Source organism: Saccharothrix violaceirubra (assembly GCF_014203755.1).
In the GTDB taxonomy this organism is placed as follows: Bacteria; Actinomycetota; Actinomycetes; order Mycobacteriales; family Pseudonocardiaceae; genus Actinosynnema; species Actinosynnema violaceirubrum.
This window is the reverse complement of the sequence record NZ_JACHJS010000001.1, coordinates 6,489,929-6,511,559: the sequence shown is the minus strand read 5'-3', so window position 1 is coordinate 6,511,559 and position 21,631 is coordinate 6,489,929. Positions and strand designations below refer to the sequence as shown.

The following is a 21,631-nucleotide window of genomic DNA, read 5'->3' as shown; positions in this document are numbered from 1 at the left end:
GATCGCTGAGGTGCCACAAGTGCCTGCTCCGGGAGGTCGGGAATGACGGAGACCACGAACGTCACGCTGCCCGCTATGCGCGTGTCGTACGAGCAGGGGTCGCTCACCGAGAGTGATCTCGCCGCGACGTGGCACGAGCAGTTGCAGCTGTGGCTCGACCAGGCCGCCCGCGCCGGGCTGCCCGAGGCGAACGCCATGGTGTTGGCGACGACCGACACCAAGGGGCGACCGTCCTCGCGCACCGTGCTGGCGAAGGGCCTGGACGAGCGTGGTCTCGTGTTCTTCACGAACTACACCTCGGCCAAGAGCCACGACCTGATGGCCACCCGCTACGCCTCGGTGACGTTCCCGTGGTTCGCCATGCAGCGTCAGGCGCACGTGCGCGGCACGGTCGAGAAGGTCGGCCCGGCCGAGACCGCCGCCTACTGGGCGAGCCGGCCGCGTGGGTCGCAGCTCGGGTCGTGGGCGTCGCCCCAGTCCCGCGTCGTGACCGGGCGGTCCAACCTGGAGAGCGCGCTGCACAAGATCGAGCGGCAGTTCGCCGACGCCGAGAACGTGCCCGTGCCGCCGCACTGGGGCGGCTGGCGCATCCGGCCCGAGGAGGTCGAGTTCTGGCAGGGCCGGCGTGACCGCATGCACGACCGGCTCCGGTTCCGCCTGGGTCGGGACGGCTGGGAAGTCCAGCGCGTCGCGCCGTGATTTTTTCGCGGTGGGCCGCGAGTCGTTAGTTCTCGTACGCTAACGAACGTGAAGCGTCTGTTCGGCAGGGTCGCGATCGACACGGCGCCCTTGAAGATCGCCGCCTACCGCAGGCTCTGGCTGTCCACGGTCGTCACGGCCGTCGGCAGCCAGTTGACCGCCGTGGCCGTGCCCAAGCAGGTCTTCGACATCACCGGCTCGTCCGGGTGGGTCGGCATCACGGCCGCGGTGGCGTTGATCCCGCTGCTGGTGTTCGGCCTGTACGGCGGTGCCGTGGCCGACCTGGTCGACCGGCGCAAGCTGCTGGTCGTGACCAACATCGGCATCGCGGTGACGTCCGTGCTGCTGTGGGTGCAGGCCGCTTTGGACGTGCGGTCCGTGTGGCTGGTGATCGTGCTGCTCGGGTTGCAGCAGGTCTTCTTCGCGGCCAACGCACCGGCGCGCACGGCCGCCATCGCGCGGATCGTGCCGGACCACCAGATCCCGGCGGCCACCGCCCTGGGTGCCACCGTGATGATGTTCGGCGGCGTGTTCGGCCCGATGCTCGCGGGCGCGTTGATGCCGGTCGTGGGCCTGCCGACGCTGTACCTGGTGGACGCGATCGCGTTGACGCTGACCATCTGGTCGGTGTGGCGGCTGCCGCCGATGCCCCCGGCCGGCGGGGAGTCGCGGCGGGCCGGGGTCGCCGACGTGGTGGAAGGCTTCCGGTACCTGGCCGTGCGGAAGGTGCTGCTGGCGTCGTTCCTGCTCGACATCATCGCCATGGTGTTCGGCATGCCCCGGGCGTTGTTCCCGGAGATGGCCGAGCGGACGTTCGGCGACCCGCCCGGCGGCGGGTTGGCGCTGGGGTGGCTGTTCGCCGCGATCCCGTTGGGCGCCCTGCTGTGCGGGCTGGTGTCGGGGTGGACGTCGAAGGTGATGCGGCACGGCGTCGGCGTCGTGTTCTCGATCGTGGCGTGGGGCGTGGCCATGATCGGGTTCGGGCTGTCGCACGCGTTGTGGCTCGCGGTCGTGTTCCTGGCGATCGGCGGCGCGGCGGACATGATCAGCATGGTGTTCCGCAGCGCGATGCTCCAGACGGCCGCGTCGGACGAGATGCGCGGACGGATGCAGGGTGTGTTCACGGTGGTCGTGGCGGGTGGGCCGCGGTTGGCCGACCTCGTGCACGGCACCGGTGGCGCGGCCGTCGGCGCGGGTGTGGCCACGGCCGTCGGCGGGGTCCTGGTCGTGGTGGCCACGGTGGTCGCGACGGCGCTCATCCCGGCGTTCTGGCGCTACCGCTTCGACCCTCGGCCATCACCCCATACGATCGGGTGACACCGGTCGATCTTCGCTGGACCCGCCCTGATCGACGCCCCTAACCTGGCACCAGGCAAAGAACTCCGGACCCGTGGACGGGCGGCCGACAGGCGCAAACCCGTTCCCTCCGAGTCGGCTGAATCCCCCTCGCACCATCCAGCCGATCTCGAAGTGGGTCCGCATGTCCGTGTCACTCCTGCTTGTCCAGGAACCTTCGCCACGCCTCAGCCGGGAACGCCAGCTCGGGCGCGGGATTCTTCGAGTCGCGGGCCAGCACCCGTCGTCCCGAGCACGCGACCTCGACGCAGTTGGCGCTGCTGTTGCTCCGGGAACTCTTGCGCCACAAGACCATGCCCGCATTTTGTCATGGCAGATCCCGCAGGAAAGCCACCGTCTCCTCGGTGTCGTACGCCAGCCGGACGAGTTCGTCCCAGGTGGACTCGAACAAGCGGATCTGCTCGTCCTCGTCGATGAACAGACTCGAAATCTTGTTCTCCACCAACACGAGGCTCGCGTCGTCGTCGTACTCCAGGACCACGAACGGCCCGTTCAACCCGGAGTGCAGCCCGGCGGTGGTCGGGAGCACCCGCACCTCCACGTTCGGCCGCTCGCCGAGGGCGATCAGGTGGCGAACCTGGCGGTCCATCGCCCCGGGGTCCCCGAAGGGGCGCTCGAAGACCTGCTGGTCGATGATCGCGCGCAGCCGCAGCGGGCTCGTCCGGTTCAGCAGTCCCTGCCGCGCCATCCTGCTGGCGACCAGGGCATCGACCTGTGCGTCCGACAAACCGGCCCCGGTGGCCACGATGATCGACTTCGCGTACTCGGGGGTCTGGAGGAGTCCGGGGATCAGCAGCGGCTCGTAGTTGAGGAGAGCGCTCGCCTCGTCTTCGAAGTCGGTCCAGGTCTGCCAGTCCTCGGGCAGGTTGGGGTTGTGGATGCGGAGCAGGCCCCGCTGCTCCGCGTTCCGGGCGAGGTCGAGGAGGAACACCCGTTGGGCCTTGGTGACCCGGTAGAAGTCCAACAACTTCTCGAGGTCGTCGAGGTAGACCCCGATGTCCGAGGTCTCGATCCGAGAGATCTTGCTCCCCGACATCCCCACGGCCTCACCCGTGGCGTCGGTACTCATCCCAGTGGCGGCCCGCAACTTCCGGAGGACGTACGAGAGTCGTCGAGAGCGGACTGACCGCCCAGCGCGTCGTGCCATGCCGGCGACAGTAGGTCCGCCGCACCCAAACCCGCCACCCTGTTCACACCATCGTGTAATTGCAGTCCAAAAGAAAGCGCTGCAAAGGTACCGACATGACCACAGAGACCGACCGCATCATCAAACCCCGAGGTCCCAAGCGCGAGTGGCTGCTCCGCTGCGAGGGCGAGGAGGGAGACATCTTCTCCGTGACCGTCTCGCGCGGTGCCGTGGAGATCTACCCGCCCGATCACCTCGACTGCGTCCACTTGGAGCGCTCGCAGATCGCGGAGTTCCGGGCAGTCCTGGACGAGGCCATCGACCAGGCCGAGTCCGATCTCCAATCCAGGGCCTGACCCCTGCCCGCTCGGTGGCCGCCGTCCGGGGCGGGCGACGGAAACCTTGTCGTTGGCCAGTGCCTGGTGGCCACCGTCCGGAGTGGTGGCGGAAGCTTCAAAGCGTCGCTCGCCGCTCGGGCTGACCACCAGAAAGGGGCTGTCGTGCGGTAGGGCTGCGCCCAGGCCATACGGGGAGGGGCACTCAAGGGGATCGACCCCCGGCTTGTCGCCGTCGTGGTTGCTTGCCATGCTTCGCCCGTGTCAACGCGCGAGTTATGCGTTCAGACACCGCGAGTCGCACGTTCAGACACTACGAAATGTGCACTCAGACACCGCGAAATGTGTACTCACGCACCGACTACTGCCCGGCGCCGATCCCTATGCCATGCACCGGCAGCATGTTGGCCGCCCTACGACGAAAAAGGCGGGGAGAGGGACGGAACCTCTGTGGCGGCCTGCCCAGCGGCGAGCGACGCTTGAAAGCTCGTGCAAACCCGACCGGAAACCCGGTACCCGCTGTCCACACGCCGTCGACCACCGCGATCGAGCCCGACAACCAGGTTTGAACAGGCGAAAACTGGGGATACACACCACCCATGGCGCAAACGGACGAGCCTGGGCTTAAGCGGGCGATCGGGCCGAAGTTGTTGTTGTTCTTCGTGGTCGGCGACATCCTCGGCACCGGGATCTACGCCCTCACGGGCAACGTGGCGGGCAAGATCGGGGGAGCCCTCTGGCTCCCCTTCCTCATCGCGTTCGCCGTCGCCTTCCTCACCGCGTTCAGCTACCTCGAACTGGTCGGCAAGTACCCCAGGGCAGCCGGGGCCGCGCTCTACACCAACCGGGCGTTCAAGATCCAGTTCCTGACCTTCATGGTGGCCTTCGCGGTCATGAGTTCGGGCATCACGTCCGCCTCCTCCGCGGCGCTCGCGTTCGGCAAGACCTACCTTCAGTCCGTGATCCGCGAGTTCTTCTCCGACACGTTCACGGTCTCCGCGACGCTCGTCGCGATCCTCTTCATCGTCGGCCTCGCCCTGGTCAACTTCCGGGGCGTGTCCGAGTCGGTCAAGGCCAACGTCGTGCTGACCTGCATCGAACTGTCCGGCCTGCTCATCGTGATCGCGATCGGCCTGTCCGCCGTGCTGAACGGCGACGGGGACGCGTCGCGCCTTACGCAGATCGAGCCCGCGAACGGCCAGTCCGCCCTGCTCGCCGTCACCTCGGCCACGGCCCTCGCCTTCTTCGCCATGGTCGGCTTCGAGGACTCGGTCAACATGGCCGAGGAATGCCAGGACCCGGTCCGCATCTTCCCGCGCGCCGTGCTCTGGGGCATGGTCGTCGCCGCCGTCATCTACGTCCTGGTCGCGGTCACCTCGTCCCTGCTCATCCCGGCCGACGAACTCGCCGGTGCGAAGTCGTCCGCCCTGCTGCGGGTGGTCGAGGTCGGCGCACCCGGCTTCCCCCTCTGGGTCTTCTCGCTGATCGGCCTGTTCGCCGTGGTCAACTCCGCGTTGATCAACATGCTCATGGCCAGCCGGCTCGTCTACGGCATGGCCAACGAGCGCATCATCCCCAAGGCCTTCGGCGTGGTGCACCCGCTCCGCCGCACGCCGTGGGTCGCGATCGTGTTCACGAGTGGCGTCGCGATCGCGTTGGTCACGACGGCCGACATCGAGAAGCTCGGCGGCACGACCGCGCTCCTGCTCCTGGTCGTCTTCGCGATCGTCAACGTCGCCGTGCTCGTCCTGCGCAAGGACACCGTGGCGCACAAGCACTTCCGCGCCCCCACGTGGGCGCCGGTCCTCGGCGTGCTCACCTGCGTCTACCTGGCGAGCCCGCTGTCCGGCCGCCCGGCCGCCGACTACCGGATCGCCCTCTACCTGCTCGGTGCGGGCGCGGTGCTCTGGTTGGTCAACCGGTTCGCCGGCGGCCGGAAGAAGGTCGACGCCGAGAAGCTGTCGGTCTAGGAAGTCCGGAACCGCCGGAAGTTCTCCAGGTCGTGGGCGTTGAACACGTCCACCTCGGCGCCGTGCGCACCCACCAGGGCGCGTAGCCTGTCCTGATTGGACAGTCGAAGCTCCGGCAGCACCTCCATGCGCTTCTGGAGGAACCGCAACGCCGGCGGGCAGTACGCGTCCGGCCCGGTCTCCCGGTGGTGGAAGTACGCGTCGCCCGCGTGCAGCAGCCACCCGGAGCCGGTGTCGACGGCCACCCCGCTGTGCCCGTGCGTGTGCCCGAACAACGGCACGAACAGCACGCCGGCCAGCACCTCGCGCACGCCGTCGAACCCGAACCACGACTCCCCGGAGTCCTCGTACGTCACCCACCGCGGCTTGTGCGCCCACTGCGCGTCGGGGTACCGGGTCCGGTCGTTGCCGGTCTTCCCGGCCCGGGTCGCGACGGCCAGTTCCTCGGCGAGCACGTGCACGCGCGCCTCCGGGAAGTCGCGCAAGCCGCCGCCGTGGTCGAGGTCCAGGTGCGTGAGCACGATGTCGCGCACGTCGGAAGCCCGGTACCCCAACGCCTCGACCTGGCGCAGTGCCGTCTCGCGCTCGTCGAGCACGGGTCGGCTCATCAACCGCCAGTGCCGGGCCAGCGTCCGCGAAGGCGTACGCACGTCCTCCAGTCCCATGCCCGTGTCCACGAGCACCAGCCCGTCCTCGCGCTCCAGGAGCAGTACGTGGCACACGAGTTCGGCGGTGCGGAACACGCCCGGCCGGCCGTCGACGAGCTTGCCGCCGACCGGTCTCAAGGTGCCGCAGTTGAGGTGGTGAACCTTCACGGTGAAGTCCTTCCGAGCAGTGGTGCCAGGTGGGTTTCCAGTGCGCGCAGGGGAGCCAGGTCGCGCTGCGTGCGGGCCAGGAGGAGCGCGCCTTCGAGCGCGGCCAGGACGACCGCGGCCAACGACTCCGAGCCGACGTGGTCGGCGATGATCCGCTGCCACGACGCGTAGGCATCCGCACAGGCCACCCGGATCGGTTCGTTGTCCCCGCCGACGTCCAGCGCGACCGTCGAGATCGGACACCCGTCGCGGAAGTCGCTGTCGACCAGGTCCTGCGCGAGGACGTCCAACGCCCGCGCCAAAGCCGTCACTGGATCGGGTGTTTCCGCGAGTACGGCCCGCAGGCGTTCGCACTGCGCCGCGCCCGCCAGTGTCACCGCCTCCACGGCCAACTGTTCCTTGCCGCCGGGGAAGTGGAAGTACAGGGACCCTTTGGGCGCACCGCCTTCGACGAGGACCTGGTTCAGGCCGGTCGCGTGGTAACCCTGCGCCCGGAACAGCGAGGCCGCCGTGCGGATCATGCGCTCACGGGTGTCGGTACGTCGTGGCATGCGGCGAACTATACAGACTGGTCTACTATAGGCCGAGCGGTGGTACGCCGCCTCGGTACGCTTGGCCGATGCTGGAGATCGCGTACGCCGACGCGCGGGCGGTGATCGCGCCGGTCGGCGCGGGGCTCAGGTCGTTCGAAGTCGGTGGCGTGCCCTACGTCGAGACGTACGACGACGTGCCGGTCCTGGGCAGCGGCGCGGTCCTGATCCCCTGGCCCAACCGCACGGCCGAGGCGACCTGGACGCTCGACCACGAGGTCCAGCGCCTGGAGGTCACCGAACCCGCGCGCGGCAACGCGATCCACGGCCTGGTCCGCCGCGTCGAGTGGGACGTCGTCGAGCACACCGGCTCGCTGATCTCGCTCCTGGTCGCGGTCAAGGGGCACGGCTGGCCCGTCGAACTGCGCACCACGATCACCTACGCCCTGGACGACCGGGGCCTGACCGTCTCGCACGGCGTGCAGAACGTCGGCGCGGCGCGGACCCCGTTCGGCGTCGGCACCCACCCGTACCCCCGGGCCGGGAACAGCGCGACCGACGAGACGACGTTGCGCCTGGCCGCGACCACCGTGCTGCCGCTCGACCCGGACACCATGATCCCGTCCGGCCCCGCGTCGCCCGTGGCCGGACAGCACGACTTCCGCACGCCGCGCCTCTTGAAGGACGTGCGCCTGGACACCGCGTTCGGCGGCTGCGAGCCGGTCGACGGCCTGGTCCGGCACGAGCTGCGCGGCCCGGCCGGCGGTGTCGAACTCTGGGCCGACCCGGACTTCAGGTGGGTCCAGGTGTTCACGCCGGGCGACTTCCCCGGCCGGGGCCGGGCCGTGGCGGTCGAGCCGATGACCTGTCCGCCGGACGCGCTGAACTCGGGCGTGGACCTGATCTGGCTGGAGCCGGGGGACCAGTGGGCGGGCCGATGGGGATTGCGCCCTTTGGCCTAGGTCGTTAGCCTGGCTAACGACGAACGTCGCGTCACGGTCGGGCCGGCACACCGGTCACCCGTCCTGGATCGAGAGCGGGGACGACCGGTGCTGCGGTGCCGGACCCGGCCGTGACGCGACGGACCTCGCGAGTGTCCTGCCCGGCCTCCGCACCGGGCAGGACGCCGGGTCACCGCCGCAGTTCGCGGCCGATCACCACGCGCTGGATCTGGTTGGTGCCCTCGAAGATCTGGAGCACCTTCGCCTCCCGCATGTACCGCTCCAGCGGGAAGTCGCGCGTGTACCCGGCGCCGCCGAGCACCTGCACCGCGTCGGTCGTCACCTTCATCGCCGCGTCCGTGCACACCAACTTCGCGATCGCGGCCTGCCGGGTGAACGGCAACCCCAGGTCACGCCGCCGCGCGGCGGCCAGGTAGGTCGCCCGCGCCGACTCGACCGCCGCCGCCATGTCCGCGAGCACGAACTCCAAGCCCTGGAAGTCGATGATCGCCCGGCCGAACTGGGTGCGCTGCTTCGCGTACGCCACGGCCTCGTCCAGTGCCGCCTGCGCCAGGCCGACCGCGCACGCCGAGATGCCCAGCCGCCCGGAGTCCAACGCGGACAACGCGATCCGCAGCCCGTCGCCCTCGTCGCCGAGCCGGTGGTCGGCCGGCAGTCGCACGCCGGTGAACGACACCTGCGCGGTCACCGACCCGGTCAGGCCCATCTTGCGCTCGGGCTTGGCCGCCTCGATGCCGTCGGACCCGCCGGGCGTGAAGAAGCAACTGATGCCCTTGCCGCCGGTGTCGGACGTGCGGGCCATGAGCGTGTAGAAGTCGGCGACGCCGCCGTGCGTGATCCACGCTTTGGTGCCGTCGACGACGTACTCGTCCCCGTCGCGCACGGCCCGCGTCGTCAACGCGCCCGCGTCCGACCCGGCGTGCGACTCGGACAACGCGTAGCCGCCGAGCCACGAACCCCCCAGGGCGTCAGGCAGCCAACGCTGCCGCTGTTCCTCGGAGCCGAACGCGGCCAACGCGTACGTGGACATCACGTGCACCGACAGCCCGACCCCGACCGACATCCACGCCGACGCGATCTCCTCCAGTGCCTGGAGGTAGACCTCGTACGGCTGTTCGCCGCCGCCGAACCGCTCCGGGTACGGCAGCCCCAACAGGCCGGATTTGCCCAACAGGAGGAACTTGTCCCTCGGGAACGCGGACGCCTCCTCGGCCGCCGCCGCGTGCGGCGCCAGCTCCTCCCGGGAGATCTCGCGGACCAGGGACAACAGGTCTTCTGCCTCGGTCGTGGGCAGCAGGCGCTCTGCGGGCACGGCGTCGACCTCCGGATCACGGGGTACTGACGAGAGTACTGTAGGACGTACTCCAGTACTGTCGCCAGGGAGTGTGGCAGAGTCCCGTCATGACCTCGACCGCGCACAGACCACCGACACCCCGGCAGGTCGAACTGCTCGGCCGGCTGGAGGCGCTCGTGCTCGCCGAGGGGTTCGCGCACTTCACGCTGGACAACCTCGCCGCACGCCTGCGTTGCTCCAAGTCGACGCTCTACGCCTTGGCGGCCAGCAAGGAGCAGCTCGCGGTGCGCGTCGTCGGCCGGTACTTCAAGGGCGCGGCCGAGCGCATCGAACGCAAGATCGCCGGCATCGAGGACATCCGGGTCCGCATCGGCACCTACCTCGCCGGTGCCGCCGAGGAGCTGCGCAAGGCGTCCGCGAAGTTCATCGCCGACGTCTCCGCGTTCGCGCCCACCCGGACGACCTACGAGCGCAACGCCCGCGCCGCCGCGCAGCGCATCCGCGAGTTCATCCAGGAGGGCGTCCACTCGGGCGTCTTCCGCGAGGTGCACGCGAGCCTCATCGCCGAGATGGTCGGACTGTTGATCGAAAGCATCCAGACCGGCGTGCTGACCCGGAGGGCGGCCGTCGCCGACTCCGAGGCGTTCACCGCTCTGGGTGAACTTCTGCTCGACGGACTCCACCGGAGCGAGCCGTGATCGTCGTCGCCGGCGAAGCGCTCGTCGACCTCGTCCCCACGCCCGACGGCGCGCTCGCGCCCCGCCTGGGCGGCGGCCCGTACAACGTCGCCGTGGCCACCGGGCGCCTCGGCACGCCCACGTCGTTCCTGTCCCGCGTGTCCACCGACCTGTTCGGCGACCGGCTGATCCGGCGGCTGCACGCGTCGGGCGTGCGGACGGACCTGGTGAGACGCGGAACCGAACCGACCACGCTGGCCGTCGTCGGCCTGGCCGAGGACGGCTCGGCCCGCTACTCGTTCTACGTCGAGGGCACGGCCGACCGGCTCGTCGTCGACCCCGGCCCGCTGCCCGACGGCACCGACGCGGTCTCGTTCGGCACGCTCTCGCTCGTGCTCGAACCCGGCGCGAGCACCTACGAGCGCGTGCTGTGGCGTGAGGCCGAGCGTGGCGCGCTCACCGTGCTGGACCCCAACATCCGGACCGGGCTCATCGACGACCCGCTCGCCTACCGGGACCGGTACGACTCGTGGCTGTCGCACGTCGGCCTGCTCAAGCTGTCCATCGAGGACGCCCGCTGGCTGGCCGACCTCGACGACGACGCGGGCCTGCCCGACGTGCTCGACGTGGCCCGTGACTGGCAGCGCACCGGCCCCGCGGCGATCGTGCTCACCCTCGGCGGGGACGGGCTGGTCGTGCTGTCCGGCACGGGCGAGGTGATCCACGTCCCACCCGTGCCCGTGACCGTGGTCGACACGATCGGGGCCGGCGATACCGTGCACGGCGCCCTCCTGGCCTGGCTCCACGCGCACGACGCTCTGTCCACAGAGGCGGTTCGCGGCCTCGACCGGACGAACTGGGCGAAAGCGCTCGGGTACGCCGGAGCGGCGGCAGCCCTGACGTGCTCCCGGGCCGGCGCGGAGCCACCGTTCAGCGCAGAGTTGGGGATGACCTAGCTCTCACCCGCGCTGAGGTGGATAAACACCCCATAAGGGCTACGGTAGGGGATGCACGCTAGCCACCGTGCATCCTCGTGTGATGCCGGTCCGATCCACCAGAACCGGTGCACACCGCGACTGTGGAGCGGGTTGTCCGCCGACTAGCGTGGGAGAACTGACAGGACCCCGACGGGGTGGTGCTGCGGTGGTGGCGATCAAGGGATCGCCGGTGTCCGCACGTGCGAATGCATGAGCCATCCCGCCCTAGCGTGAGAGGGACTCTGCATGCCCGACGCGACGATTGCGCCGAACGACCCCCGTACCGTCGCGCTGCGCCATGAGGGTGGAGAGCACGAGATGAAGGTCGTCCAGGCCACCGAGGGTGCGCCGGGTATCGACCTCGGCAAGCTCCTGGCCACGACCGGTCTCGTCACCCTGGACAGCGGCTTCGTCAACACCGCGTCGTGTTCCTCGGAGATCACATACATCGACGGTGACGCGGGCATCCTGCGCTACCGCGGCTACCCCATCGAGCAGCTCGCCGAGAAGTCCAACTTCAACGAGGTCAGCTACCTGCTCATCTACGGCGAGCTGCCGACCGCCGCCCAGCTGGAGGAGTTCTCCTCCAAGATCAGCCGGCACACCCTGCTGCACGAGGACCTCAAACGGTTCTTCGACGGCTTCCCGCGCGACGCCCACCCGATGCCGGTCCTGTCCTCGGCGGTCTCCGCGCTGTCGACGTTCTACCAGGACAGCCTGAGCCCGTTCGACGCCAACCAGGTCGAGATCTCCACGATCCGCCTGCTGGCGAAGGTGCCGACCATCGCGGCGTACGCGTACAAGAAGTCCGTCGGGCAGCCGTTCCTCTACCCCGACAACTCGCTGGGCCTGGTGGAGAACTTCCTCCGCATGACGTTCGGCTTCCCGGCCGAGCCCTACGACGTGGACCCGGACCTGGTCCGCGCGCTGGACCTGCTGTTCGTGCTGCACGCCGACCACGAGCAGAACTGCTCCACCTCCACGGTCCGCCTGGTCGGCTCGTCCGAGGCGAACCTGTTCGCGTCCATCTCGGCCGGCATCAACGCGCTCTTCGGCCCGCTGCACGGCGGTGCCAACTCCGCGGTGCTGGAGATGCTGGAGAAGATCCGCAACGACGGCGGTGACGTGGCCGCGTTCGTGAAGAAGGTCAAGAACAAGGAGGACGGCGTCCGCCTGATGGGCTTCGGCCACCGGGTCTACAAGAACTACGACCCGCGCGCCGCGATCATCAAGAAGACGGCGGACGAGATCCTCGGCAAGCTCGGCGGCGACGACCAGCTCCTGGACATCGCCAAGAAGCTGGAGGAGACCGCCCTCGCGGACGACTACTTCGTCTCCCGCAAGCTGTACCCGAACGTCGACTTCTACACCGGCCTGATCTACCGGGCCATGGGCTTCCCGACGAAGTTCTTCACCGTGCTGTTCGCGCTCGGCCGGCTGCCCGGCTGGATCGCGCACTGGCGCGAGATGATCAACGACCCGGCCACCAAGATCGGCCGCCCGCGCCAGATCTACACCGGCCCGGCGTCGCGCGACTTCGTGTCGATCGACCAGCGCTGAGTGGTTTTCCGCCGGAGGCCCGCACTTCTCGTGAGTGCGGGCCTCCTGTCATGCGGGGCACCGCCCCGACTCCTAGGGTCGGCACGTGGACTCCTCGACCGTGGTGTGGTTCCGGCGCGACCTGCGCGTCACCGACCACCCGGCCCTCCTCGAAGCCGCCGGCCGCGCCGACCGCGCCCTGGGCCTGTTCGTGCTGGACCCGAGGCTGCTCGAGGCGTCCGGGCAGCCGCGCGTCGAGTTCCTGCACCGGTGCCTGCGCACGCTCGACGAGAAGCTCGGCGGCCGGTTGATGATCGCCGTCGGCGACCCGGTCGACGTGGTGCCGCGCGTGGCCCGGTCGGTCGGCGCGGAGTCGGTGCACGTGTCCGCGGACTTCGGACCGTACGGTCGTGAACGCGACGAGGCCGTGGGGGAGAAGGTGGAACTCGTCCGCGTCGGCTCGCCTTACGCCGTGGCGCCCGGTCGTGTGCTCAAAAACGACGGCACGCCTTACCGCGTCTTCACACCGTTCTCCCGCGCGTGGCGGGAACACGGCTGGCGCGCACCGGCGAACACGAACAAGTCCACTGTGGACTGGATGACGCCGGAGAAGACGGAACGACTCCCCGAGGGCGACGGTCTGCCCGACGTGACCCGCCTGTGGCGCACGTTCCGCGACGAACGCCTACCCGACTACGCCGACCACCGCGACCGCCCGGACCTCGACCGCACGAGCAGGTTCTCCGCGTTCCTCAAGTGGGGCGTCGTGCACCCGCGAACGCTGCTCGCCGACCTCGGCTCGGACGAGGGCTCGAAGGCGTTCCGCAACGAGCTGGCGTGGCGTGAGTTCTACGCGGACGTGTTGTGGCACAACCCGTCCAGCGCGCGGGAGAACCTGGACAAGCGCTTCGACCGCATCCACCTCGACGACGACCGCGAGCGTTTCGCGGCGTGGTGCGAAGGCCGCACCGGCTACCCGTTCGTCGACGCGGGCATGCGCCAGCTGCTGGCCGAGGGCTGGATGCACAACCGCGTCCGCATGGTCGTGGCGAGCTTCCTGGTGAAGGACCTGCACCTGCCGTGGTGGTGGGGTGCCCGGCACTTCATGCGCCACCTGGTCGACGGGGACCTCGCGTCCAACCAGCACAACTGGCAGTGGGCGGCCGGTTCGGGCACCGACGCGGCACCGTACTTCCGCATCTTCAACCCCGTCACCCAGGGCGAGAAGTTCGACCCGGACGGCACCTACGTCCGCCGCTACGTACCCGAACTGCGCGACGTGAAGGGCAAACAGGTCCACCGCCCGACCGACCCGATCGTCGACCACGCCCACGAACGCCAAGAGGCCCTGGCCCGCTTCGGGGCGATCAAATAGCAGCCCATGTCCCACGGCCACGCACCGGCAGCATCTGACTCAACCCACGACGGGGGCAAACCTGGGCACGACACCCGCCTTGGCGGCCTGCCCGGCGGCGAGCGACGCTTGAACGCTTCCGCCCTCACCCCACAACGACACCCTCCACCCAGGACGCCCGACGGGCACCGCGGAAGCTGATCAGCGCAGCACGTCCCGCAACCTGACCCGCGCACCCGTCCGCAACACCGCGTTCGCGTAGACCTTGCCGCCCAACCAGGTCAGCAGCACGACCGCGCCCAGAGCCAGCACGATCGACAACCCCACCTGCCACAGCGGCGCCACCCCCATCGCCATCCGCCCCGGCATCAGGATCGGCGCGAACGGCGGCAGCAGGGACAGCACGGTGACAGCCGTGCCCGACGCGTCCTGGATCATCAGGTTGAAGCCGACCACGAACGCGACCACCACGGCCATGCTGATCGGCGTGATCACCGACTGCAGTTCCTCCTGGCGCGACACCAGCGACGCCGCCGCCGCGAACACCGTGGCGTACAGGTAGAACCCGAGCAGGTACCAGAGCACGCCGGTGGCCAGGGCACCCGTTGCCACGCCCGGCACGTCGAGGATGTCCGTCACGGTCACCAGAGTCAGCCCGATGCCGCCGATCAGCAGCAGTTGCACCAACCCGACCAGGCCCAGGCCGATCACCTTGCCCGCCAGGAGCTGCCACGGCCGCAACGTCGACAGCAGGATCTCCACGACCCGGCTGGACTTCTCCTCCACGACCCCCTGGGCGACCATCGTCCCGTAGACCAGCAGCGAGTAGTACAGCAGGATCGCGATCACCAGCCCGATGGCCAGCCGCTGCCCCTTCTGGTCGTCCGAGGGCTCCAGCGCGACCACGTCGACCGCCGCGCGGGCCACGTTGTCCGCGACCTTGGCCGGGTCGAGGCCCGCCTCGGCGAGCTGGGCGTTGAGCACCTGCTGCTTGACGATCAGGTCGATCGAATTGCGCAGCGGCTCGTCCAGCTCCTCCTTCACCACGACCCGCAGCGCGTCCGGCGCGCCCGTGACCAACGCGTCCAGGTCGCCCGCGCGGACCTGTTCCTCGGCTGCCCGCGCGTCGGTCACGTCGACCGTCTCGACGTCGCGGCCGAACGTCTTCGCGGTCTCCTTCAACGGCGCGGACAGGACCGTGGCCTGTCCGGACAGTCCGACCCGGTCGCTGGTGGCGCTGTCGAACAGGAACGCCTGGAGCAGCGCCATCCCGCCCATCAGCAGCACCACTGCGAGCGTGCCGACCAGGAACGACCGGGTACGCACCTTGCCGACGAACTCGCGCCGGGCGACCAGGAACACCGCCCGTCCGGGTGTCATCGCGCTCATGCCCGACCCTCCTCTGCCACCACGCTGCGGAACAGGTCGGTCAGCGCCGGGCGCTGCCGGGAGAACTCGCGCACCGGGCCGGTGGCCAGTGCGGCGTGCAGCATGACCTGGTCGTCGGCGTCCGGCGCGAGTTCGAGCAGTGCCCGCGTGCCCTCGTAGGACGCCGAGGTCACGCCCGGCAGCGCCGACGCCCACCCGGCGCCCGCGTCCGGCGCGTCCACGACCAGCCGCGCCGTGCCGCCGGACCGCAGCTCGTCGACCGTGCCGCACGCGACCAGCGAGCCACTGCGCACGATGCCGACCCGGTCGCACAGCCGTTCGACGAGGTCGAGCTGGTGGCTGGAGAACACGACCGGCACGCCCTGCGCCGCCTTCTCCCGCAGCACCTGGCTCATCACGTCCACGGCCACCGGGTCAAGGCCCGAGAACGGTTCGTCGAGCACGAGCACGTCCGGGTCGTGCACCAACGCCGCGGCGAGCTGGACGCGCTGCTGGTTGCCGAGGCTGAGCTTCTGCACCTCGTCGCCGGCCCGGTCGCGCAGGCCGAGGCGGGTGATCCACGCGTCGGCGCCGCGGTGCGCGTCGTCGGTCGTCATGCCGTGCAGTTCGGCCAGGTAGACGAGCTGCTCGTGGACCTTCATCTTGGGGTAGAGCCCGCGTTCCTCGGGCATGTAGCCGATGCGCCGACGGGTGTCGAGGGTGACCGGTGCGCCGTTCCAGCGCACCTCCCCGGCGTCCGCCGCGAGCACCCCGAGGGCGATGCGCATGGTCGTGGTCTTGCCCGCGCCGTTGCTGCCCACGAAACCGAACAGTTCACCCGCGCGGACGTCGAAGGTCATGTCGGCGAGCGCGACGACCTCCCCGTAGCGCTTGGAGATCCGGTCGATCTCCAGCACCCCCTGTGCCACGGTCGCTCTCCTCACTCGTGGGTCGACGCCCGTCCGAACGGCATGCGGCCGAAGACCGCCTCGACCGGCAGCCCGAACACCTCGCAGATCCGCAGCGCCAGATCGAGGCTGGGGTAGTGGTCCCCCCGCTCCAGCGCCCCGATCGTCTGGGGGTTGACCTCGACCGCGTCGGCGAGGCCGGCCCGGCTCAGACCCCGCTCGGCCCGCAGTGCCGCGATCCGGTTGTGTATCGGCCGCATGGTGCCCCGGCGAACCGGACTCATGTCCGAAGTGTTGCGAAAACCCAACGAAACGGCAAGTAAACGATTCACCCGGGAGGCGCAGGCACCCTCCCTGTCGAGGGTGTTCCCCGAAGTCACGAATCGGTGAAACGATACGAACCCTGGAACCGAAACGAACACCGACGGGTCGAAGGCGCGTGGGCCGCAAAGCCCCGTTGTCGTGAGGGGTGGACATGGAGCCGGACCAGTGGCTCGCGCAGTACGGGCAGAAGATCGAGGAAGCCAAGCGCAACGCGGTGCAGGCGGAGAACCGCCTCGGCGGCGTCGGCGGCAGCGCCACGTCCGGCGACGGCCTGGTGACCGTCGTGGTCAACGCCTCGGGCGCGCTGACCGACCTCATCCTGCGACCGGCGCTGCGCGGTGAGGACCCGGAGCGGATCTCGTCGTCGATCATGACGACGCTCGCCAAGGCGCAGCGCGAGGCCGCGGGGCAGGTCGTGGAGATCATGACCGAGTTCGTCGGCGAGGGCGACGCCCTGGAGTTCGTCAAGTCGAAGATGCCGAACGGCTATTCGGGTGACGGCACCGACCCGGAGGAACCGCAGCCGGAGATCCAGCGTCGTGACACCAGGCCCGACGACGACTACTTCACCAACCCACCCGAGGTCATGGGCTGAGCAGGGGGTTACCTGACATGTTCGACTCGTTCCACGTCAGCCCGGAAGAGGTGCGCGCGCACGCCGCCACCGTCGACCAGTTGACGCAACGGATGCTCGCGGCGACGAAGACCGCCGACCCGTCGCTGTCCAGCGACGCGTTCGGGATCTTCGGCGGCTTCCTGGCGTCGTTCCTGCTGCGGACGGCGGGCATGTCGCAGGACCTCTTCGGACAGGCGACCGAGACCGTGGCGGACATGTGCCAGGGGCTGCGCGAGGTCGCCGACCTGTACGAGAACATCGACCTGGACAACGCGTTCGGGTTCTCCGGAAAGGCGCGGGGCTGATGGCCGAGCAGCAGGCGACCACCCAGGGACGCGACCCGTCGCACCTGATCAGTGACGTCCAGGGCACCGTGTCCGCGGTCGAGCGCGGCGACTGGGTGTCGGCGGGCCTGGGCATGGCCAACACGGCGATGGGCATCGTCGGCCTCGCCGCCAACCCGCTGTCGGGCTTCCTGTCCGCCGGGTTCAGCTGGGCGATCAACCACGTGTCGTTCCTGCGCGAGCCGTTCGACGCGCTGCTGGGCAGCCCCGAGTCGATCAACAAGATGTCCGGCGCCTGGCTGTCCGCGAGCAAGCAGATCGAGCAGATCGTCGCCGACTACCGGCGCACCTCGGTCGAGGAGACCAAGGGCTGGCGCGGCAAGTCCGCCGACGGCTACCGCGCGGCGGCCAAGAAGCACGCGAGCGGCTTGGAGACGCTGTCCAAGGCGGCCAAGGGCATCTCCGACGCGGCCAAGGGTGCGGGCCAGCTCGTGGCGACCGTCCGCAAGACCATCATGGACCTGATCAGCCAGGCCGTGTCCGACATGGTCATGAAGATCATCCAGTGGCTGGCGGCGTCGTTCCTGACGTTCGGCGCGGCGATCGCGGCGGCCATTTCGGACATCGTGCAGATGGCGTGCAACTACGCCAAGAAGCTGGCCGACTTCCTGCAGAAGCTCGGCGACTCGCTCAAGAAGCTGATCGACCTGATCAAGTCGGTCGGCCAGATCGCGCAGACGGCCAAGCAGATCCTCCAGGCCATCACCGCGATGACCCACTCGAACAAGGGCGCCGGCGGCGCCAACACGCGGCCGTCCTCGGGCGGCCTCGGGCTGACCGACGAGCAGTTGCGGCAGATGGACCAGAACGCCCGCGACCGCTACGTCAACGGCGGGGTGACCAACCCGAGCGGTGGCGGTGGCGGCGGCCAGGGGCCGTCCGGCCCGGTCGTGAACCGGCCACCCGTCCTCAACGGTGGTGGCGGCAGCCCGACCGACCCGTCCGGCTACCCCGGCGGCGGCTGGGGTCCGGGCAACCCGTCCGGTCCGGTCGTGAGCCGGCCGCCGGTCGTCGGCACCCCCGACGACCGCCGCTACTACCCGGGCATCGTGCCCAACCCGACCAACCCCACCGGGCCAGTGGTCGGCCGGCCGCCGGTCGTGGGCAACCCCGGTTCCGGCGGTTCCGGTGGCGGCACGGGCGGTCCGGGCACCGGCGGCGGGCACTGGGAGCCGGGCAAGTGGGTGCCGGACGGCGGTTCGTCCGGTGGCGGTGGCGGCGGTCGCGTGACCCCGCCGTACATCCCGCCGGGCGGGAGCTACAACCCCAACGACCCGTTCCCGAACTACCCGTCGGACCGTTCGGGCTACACACACACGACGAACTCGTCCGGCTCCACGCCGACGATCCCGCCGGTGCGGCCCTACACCGCGCCTGACCTCACGCACACCAGCGGTGGTGGCGGTGGTGGTGGCGGCGGCATCCCGGGTGGCTTCGGCGGTGGTGGAGGCGGCGGCGTTCCCGGTGGCTTCGGTGGCGGTGGCGGCGGTGCCGCCGGCGGCACGCCGACCCTCCAGGCCGGCGGTGCGTCCGGCGTGCTGCCCGCCGGTGCGGGTGGCGGCGCTCCGGGCGCGATGGGCGGTGCCCCCGGCGCGGCCGGTGCCGGCCGCGCGGGTGGCGGTGCCGGCGGCATGGGCATGGGCATGATGCCGCCCATGGCCGGTGGCGGCGGCCAGGGCGACGGCAAGGACCACCAGCGCAAGGTCCGCATCGAGGGCGAGCCCCTGATCGAGGACGCGCCCAAGGCGGCGAAGCCGATCATCGGCGAGTAAGGCGTTTTCCGGCCGTCCCGGGAGGACTCCTCCCGGGACGGCCTTGTCAGTTGTCGGTCAACTGGCGGAGCTGGTCCAGCAGTTCGGCCCGGTTCGCGCAGCCCAGCCGGCGCCGGATGCGGGCCACGTGGTGCTCCACGGTCTTCGCGGAGATGAACAGCCGGTCGCCGATCTGCTTGTAGGTCAAGCCTTTCGCCACGAGTTCGGCGACCTCGTGCTCGCGCCCGCTCAGCCGGCTGTCCGTGCGTTCGGCGGGTGCCGTGCTCACGGGCGTCGGCGGGCGGCCCTGCAACGTCCGGGCGCAGTCGAGCAGGTGGACCATGGCCCGGCGGTCCGCCGTCCGGATGGCGGCCTGGCCGGCCAGCCGGGCCGCGTCCCACCACTGGCCCGCCGCGTGCAGGTCGCGTGCGGCTTCCTCCACGGCATCCGCGTCGATCCGGCCGGCCAGCACGTCCAACCACGTCGTCGCGGCCTTGGCGACGGCGGCGGGGTGGCCGCCGCGGTGGGCGTGAGTGGACAGTGCCGCCGCGTGGTGCCCGGCTTCCTCGTCGTCATCGGCGATGATCGCGGCGTGCAGGGCGCTCCAGTGCAATTGGACAGTCCACAGTGGAGGATTGCCCAGGCGGGCCGTCAGGTCCGCCGCCTCCGTCAGGTGCGGTGCCAACCGGCGCCGGTCGCGCACGCGGGCCGCCGCCGCCGCGAACTCGCCCAGCGGCAGGAACGTGAACAGGTCGACGGGGTGGCGCAGCACGGCCTCGCAGGCTTGCTCCCAGGTGCGTTTCACGCCCGCCAGATCGCTGGTGCGGCGGGCGATCCCGGCCTCCAGCGCCACGGCGAACAGCCAGTCGCGGGCCTCCAGCGGGGTGCGGCGCACGGCCGCCAGGAGTTCACGGCCGGGCGCGAACTCGCCCCGGGTCATGGCCGTCCACGCCTGGAGCAGGCGATGGCGTACGGACATCAACGGCCCGCCCTGGCCGGTCGCCACGGCACGGTCGAGGACCGAGTCGGCGATCGCGGGCTGCCCGCTGTGCAGGGCGACCAACGCGGCCAGCGCCGCCGGGGTGTCGGGCAGCAGCACGCCCCGGCCCGCCGGTTCGAGCAGGTCGGCGGCGCGCAGCAGGGTCGACAGGGCGGCGGTCGGGTCGTCGTCCAGTGTGCGCAGGACGCCGCGTGCCATCAGGGTGGCCGCGCCGTCGAGCATCGTGGGCGGCGCCTCGGGCACGTCGTCGGCCGGGCGGTGGCCGGTGCCGACCCGGCCGATCACCGCGAACGCGGCCGACGTCGGCGAGGCCGACCAGCGGTGCAGTTCGGTGCCCCGGGCCAGTTGGCCGCGGTGGGCCAGGACGATCGCGGCCACCTCGGCGGCCTCGCCCCGGTGCGGTCCGGCCTCGCCCGCCACCACGCGGTCGGCCAGGCGCAACGCGGTGTCCAGGTCGCCGGCCAGCGCGGACGCGGCGGCCCGGCGCACGGTCACCGCGGCCGACGGCGTGCCGACCGCGGCCAGCAGCCGGGCGGCCAGCGCCGGGTCGACGGGCAGGGCCTCGCGGGCGGCGGCCTGGAACGCGTCGGCCGGACCCGCCACGCCCGTGCCGACCAGCGGGCGGACCAGGTCGAGCACGGGACCGCCGGCGGCCAGTTCCAGTTCGGCCAGGCGGCAGCGGACCGCGATCCGGCGGTCGGTGCGCGACAGTGCGGCGACGGCGGCCCGCGCGATCGGCAGCAGCGTGCCGTCGGCGGCGAGCAGACCGGTCGCACGGGCCTCGTCGAGCACGTCGCCCACGCCGTCGAGGTCGCGGTGCAGCAGACCGGCCAGCAGGTCGAGGCGGTGGGCGACACCGGCCTCGGCGGCGAGCAGGTAGCGGCGCACGTCGTCGGCGAGCCAGTCCAGGTCGGGGTGGAAGGAGTCGAGCACGTCGGCCGGCACCTCGGTCGAGGTGAGACCGGCGAGCCGGGCCACGAACCGGGGCACGCCGCCGGACAGCCGGTGCACGTGGTCGGCCAGACCGCGCGCGGACACCGGCAGGAACGCCCGGACCCGGTCGCGGGTCCACGGCGACAGCGCCAGGGCGGGACGGGACCGGCCCAGCGCCTCGGCCAGCGCGGCGAGCGGCCGGGACCGCGGCCACGGCCGGCAGGCCACGACGACCGGCCGGTCCGCCCGGTCGACCGCGACGCGCAGGTCGGCGAGTTCCGCGTCGCCGAGCAGGTGGGCGTCGTCGACCACGAGTGCGTCGTCGAGCAGGCGGGAGATCTCCCCGAGGAGCGTGGTCTTGCCGTACCCGCCGGGCGCGACGACGCCGAGCCGGACCGGGACGGCGTGGCGGGTGGCCAGGTCGTCGAGGACCCGGGCGATCCGCACGTCGGCGATGGGCGCGATCGCGGTCACCGGCCCGCTCCCGGGAAACCGACGGCCACCCGTGCTTCGTCGACCGGCCGCCGACCTGCGTGGTCTGCCAGGTTCCGGTGGGTCGCCGGTGCGGGGTGGGTGGTCCGGTTCGACCCGGTCGCACGGAGGCCGGCGGTCATGGGGTGGCCGGTCGGATTCCAGGGCGTCTCGGGTGCGGGATTCCTGTCGGCGGTGCGGAGGTCGGTCGGGCCGAGGCCCGCGGTCGGGCGGCGGTCGTGGACCGCCGGGCTCCGGCGGCCTGCCGGCCCGCGGCCGGAT

At 70.8% G+C, this 21,631-nt stretch carries 21 protein-coding genes; 12 read left to right on the top strand and 9 right to left on the bottom strand.

Going from position 1 to position 21,631, the window contains the following annotated elements:
• Positions 1-42: 42 nt before the first annotated feature.
• Positions 43-699, top strand: a complete 657-nt coding sequence (gene pdxH, locus F4559_RS30040; protein WP_184674472.1) for a pyridoxamine 5'-phosphate oxidase — start codon at positions 43-45, stop codon at positions 697-699.
• Between the two features lie 48 nt (positions 700-747).
• Positions 748-2,016, top strand: coding sequence for an MFS transporter (locus F4559_RS30035; RefSeq protein ID WP_184674471.1), 1,269 nt, complete (start codon positions 748-750; stop codon positions 2,014-2,016).
• Between the two features lie 172 nt (positions 2,017-2,188).
• Here the strand turns inward: F4559_RS30035 and F4559_RS30030 are convergent, their stop codons facing one another.
• Positions 2,189-2,350 carry a DUF397 domain-containing protein gene (locus F4559_RS30030; protein WP_184674470.1) on the bottom strand — a complete coding sequence of 54 codons (162 nt, stop codon included), beginning with the start codon at positions 2,348-2,350 and terminating at the stop codon, positions 2,189-2,191.
• Between the two features lie 12 nt (positions 2,351-2,362).
• Positions 2,363-3,202, bottom strand: a complete 840-nt coding sequence (locus tag F4559_RS30025; RefSeq protein ID WP_281386377.1) for a helix-turn-helix domain-containing protein — start codon at positions 3,200-3,202, stop codon at positions 2,363-2,365.
• A 95-nt stretch (positions 3,203-3,297) separates the two neighbouring features.
• On the opposite strand from F4559_RS30025, the gene F4559_RS30020 reads away from it, so the two are divergent.
• Both F4559_RS30020 and F4559_RS30015 read left to right on the top strand, forming a co-directional pair.
• A complete protein-coding gene (locus tag F4559_RS30020; RefSeq protein WP_184674468.1) occupies positions 3,298-3,537 on the top strand; it encodes a hypothetical protein in 240 nt (79 codons plus the stop codon).
• Positions 3,538-4,115: 578 nt separating this feature from the next.
• Complete coding sequence (locus tag F4559_RS30015) at positions 4,116-5,486, top strand: APC family permease (RefSeq protein ID WP_184674467.1); 1,371 nt, start codon at positions 4,116-4,118, stop codon at positions 5,484-5,486.
• Here the strand turns inward: F4559_RS30015 and F4559_RS30010 are convergent.
• Together F4559_RS30010 and F4559_RS30005 are read right to left on the bottom strand one after the other, a co-directional pair.
• Complete coding sequence (locus F4559_RS30010; protein ID WP_184674466.1) at positions 5,483-6,301, bottom strand: MBL fold metallo-hydrolase; 819 nt, start codon at positions 6,299-6,301, stop codon at positions 5,483-5,485. The genes F4559_RS30015 and F4559_RS30010 overlap by 4 nt on opposite strands.
• Positions 6,298-6,852, bottom strand: coding sequence for a TetR/AcrR family transcriptional regulator (locus F4559_RS30005; protein ID WP_184674465.1), 555 nt, complete (start codon positions 6,850-6,852; stop codon positions 6,298-6,300). The genes F4559_RS30010 and F4559_RS30005 overlap by 4 nt, the downstream gene beginning before the upstream one ends.
• Before the next feature lie 68 nt (positions 6,853-6,920).
• Between F4559_RS30005 and F4559_RS30000 the strand changes: the two genes are divergently transcribed.
• Positions 6,921-7,793 carry an aldose 1-epimerase family protein gene (locus tag F4559_RS30000; RefSeq protein ID WP_184674464.1) on the top strand — a complete coding sequence of 291 codons (873 nt, stop codon included), beginning with the start codon at positions 6,921-6,923 and terminating at the stop codon, positions 7,791-7,793.
• 169 nt (positions 7,794-7,962) lie between these two features.
• Here the strand turns inward: F4559_RS30000 and F4559_RS29995 are convergent, their stop codons facing one another.
• A complete protein-coding gene (locus F4559_RS29995) occupies positions 7,963-9,105 on the bottom strand; it encodes an acyl-CoA dehydrogenase family protein (RefSeq protein ID WP_184674463.1) in 1,143 nt (380 codons plus the stop codon).
• Positions 9,106-9,194: 89 nt separating this feature from the next.
• Between F4559_RS29995 and F4559_RS29990 the strand changes: the two genes are divergently transcribed.
• The 4 genes from F4559_RS29990 to F4559_RS29975 all read left to right on the top strand — a co-directional run bounded on the left by F4559_RS29990 (position 9,195) and on the right by F4559_RS29975 (position 13,655).
• Positions 9,195-9,785, top strand: a complete 591-nt coding sequence (locus tag F4559_RS29990; protein WP_184674462.1) for a TetR/AcrR family transcriptional regulator — start codon at positions 9,195-9,197, stop codon at positions 9,783-9,785.
• Positions 9,782-10,720, top strand: a complete 939-nt coding sequence (locus F4559_RS29985) for a carbohydrate kinase family protein (protein WP_184674461.1) — start codon at positions 9,782-9,784, stop codon at positions 10,718-10,720. The genes F4559_RS29990 and F4559_RS29985 overlap by 4 nt, the downstream gene beginning before the upstream one ends.
• 267 nt (positions 10,721-10,987) lie before the next feature.
• A complete protein-coding gene (locus tag F4559_RS29980) occupies positions 10,988-12,301 on the top strand; it encodes a citrate synthase (protein WP_184674460.1) in 1,314 nt (437 codons plus the stop codon).
• Positions 12,302-12,386: 85 nt separating this feature from the next.
• A complete protein-coding gene (locus tag F4559_RS29975) occupies positions 12,387-13,655 on the top strand; it encodes a cryptochrome/photolyase family protein (RefSeq protein WP_184674453.1) in 1,269 nt (422 codons plus the stop codon).
• A gap of 180 nt (positions 13,656-13,835) precedes the next feature.
• Here the strand turns inward: F4559_RS29975 and F4559_RS29970 are convergent, their stop codons facing one another.
• The 3 genes from F4559_RS29970 to F4559_RS29960 are packed head-to-tail and all read right to left on the bottom strand — an operon-like array spanning position 13,836 to position 16,194.
• Positions 13,836-15,023 carry an ABC transporter permease gene (locus tag F4559_RS29970; protein ID WP_184674451.1) on the bottom strand — a complete coding sequence of 396 codons (1,188 nt, stop codon included), beginning with the start codon at positions 15,021-15,023 and terminating at the stop codon, positions 13,836-13,838.
• A complete protein-coding gene (locus tag F4559_RS29965) occupies positions 15,020-15,931 on the bottom strand; it encodes an ABC transporter ATP-binding protein (RefSeq protein ID WP_184674449.1) in 912 nt (303 codons plus the stop codon). Before F4559_RS29965 ends, F4559_RS29970 begins: the two co-directional genes overlap by 4 nt.
• 11 nt (positions 15,932-15,942) lie before the next feature.
• A complete protein-coding gene (locus tag F4559_RS29960) occupies positions 15,943-16,194 on the bottom strand; it encodes a helix-turn-helix transcriptional regulator (protein WP_184674446.1) in 252 nt (83 codons plus the stop codon).
• 191 nt (positions 16,195-16,385) lie between these two features.
• Here F4559_RS29960 and F4559_RS29955 point away from each other — a divergent pair, with 191 nt between their 5' ends.
• Genes F4559_RS29955 through F4559_RS29945 form a run of 3 tightly spaced genes read left to right on the top strand, consistent with a single transcriptional unit; the run spans position 16,386 to position 18,966 of the window.
• The gene (locus F4559_RS29955; protein WP_184674444.1) at positions 16,386-16,829 is read left to right on the top strand and encodes a YbaB/EbfC family nucleoid-associated protein; all 444 of its coding nucleotides are present in this window, start codon (positions 16,386-16,388) and stop codon (positions 16,827-16,829) included.
• A 17-nt stretch (positions 16,830-16,846) separates the two neighbouring features.
• Positions 16,847-17,155, top strand: a complete 309-nt coding sequence (locus F4559_RS29950) for a type VII secretion target (protein WP_184674442.1) — start codon at positions 16,847-16,849, stop codon at positions 17,153-17,155.
• Positions 17,155-18,966 carry a WXG100 family type VII secretion target gene (locus F4559_RS29945; protein ID WP_184674440.1) on the top strand — a complete coding sequence of 604 codons (1,812 nt, stop codon included), beginning with the start codon at positions 17,155-17,157 and terminating at the stop codon, positions 18,964-18,966. The genes F4559_RS29950 and F4559_RS29945 overlap by 1 nt, the downstream gene beginning before the upstream one ends.
• 46 nt (positions 18,967-19,012) lie before the next feature.
• On the opposite strand, the gene F4559_RS29940 is transcribed toward F4559_RS29945, so the two are convergent.
• Positions 19,013-21,352 carry a LuxR C-terminal-related transcriptional regulator gene (locus tag F4559_RS29940; RefSeq protein ID WP_184674438.1) on the bottom strand — a complete coding sequence of 780 codons (2,340 nt, stop codon included), beginning with the start codon at positions 21,350-21,352 and terminating at the stop codon, positions 19,013-19,015.
• Positions 21,353-21,631: the final 279 nt, after the last annotated feature.

Excerpts from the sequence above, each read along its gene's own strand:
- pdxH (WP_184674472.1), top strand. The coding sequence starts at position 43 with ATGACGGAGACCACGAACGTCACGCTGCCCGCTATGCGCGTGTCGTAC.
- F4559_RS30030 (WP_184674470.1), bottom strand. The coding sequence starts at position 2,350 with ATGGTCTTGTGGCGCAAGAGTTCCCGGAGCAACAGCAGCGCCAACTGC.
- F4559_RS30025 (WP_281386377.1), bottom strand. The coding sequence starts at position 3,202 with ATGGCACGACGCGCTGGGCGGTCAGTCCGCTCTCGACGACTCTCGTAC.
- F4559_RS30020 (WP_184674468.1), top strand. The coding sequence starts at position 3,298 with ATGACCACAGAGACCGACCGCATCATCAAACCCCGAGGTCCCAAGCGC.
- F4559_RS30015 (WP_184674467.1), top strand. The coding sequence starts at position 4,116 with ATGGCGCAAACGGACGAGCCTGGGCTTAAGCGGGCGATCGGGCCGAAG.
- F4559_RS30005 (WP_184674465.1), bottom strand. The coding sequence starts at position 6,852 with ATGCCACGACGTACCGACACCCGTGAGCGCATGATCCGCACGGCGGCC.
- F4559_RS30000 (WP_184674464.1), top strand. The coding sequence starts at position 6,921 with ATGCTGGAGATCGCGTACGCCGACGCGCGGGCGGTGATCGCGCCGGTC.
- F4559_RS29990 (WP_184674462.1), top strand. The coding sequence starts at position 9,195 with ATGACCTCGACCGCGCACAGACCACCGACACCCCGGCAGGTCGAACTG.
- F4559_RS29980 (WP_184674460.1), top strand. The coding sequence starts at position 10,988 with ATGCCCGACGCGACGATTGCGCCGAACGACCCCCGTACCGTCGCGCTG.
- F4559_RS29970 (WP_184674451.1), bottom strand. The coding sequence starts at position 15,023 with ATGAGCGCGATGACACCCGGACGGGCGGTGTTCCTGGTCGCCCGGCGC.
- F4559_RS29960 (WP_184674446.1), bottom strand. The coding sequence starts at position 16,194 with ATGAGTCCGGTTCGCCGGGGCACCATGCGGCCGATACACAACCGGATC.
- F4559_RS29955 (WP_184674444.1), top strand. The coding sequence starts at position 16,386 with ATGGAGCCGGACCAGTGGCTCGCGCAGTACGGGCAGAAGATCGAGGAA.
- F4559_RS29950 (WP_184674442.1), top strand. The coding sequence starts at position 16,847 with ATGTTCGACTCGTTCCACGTCAGCCCGGAAGAGGTGCGCGCGCACGCC.
- F4559_RS29945 (WP_184674440.1), top strand. The coding sequence starts at position 17,155 with ATGGCCGAGCAGCAGGCGACCACCCAGGGACGCGACCCGTCGCACCTG.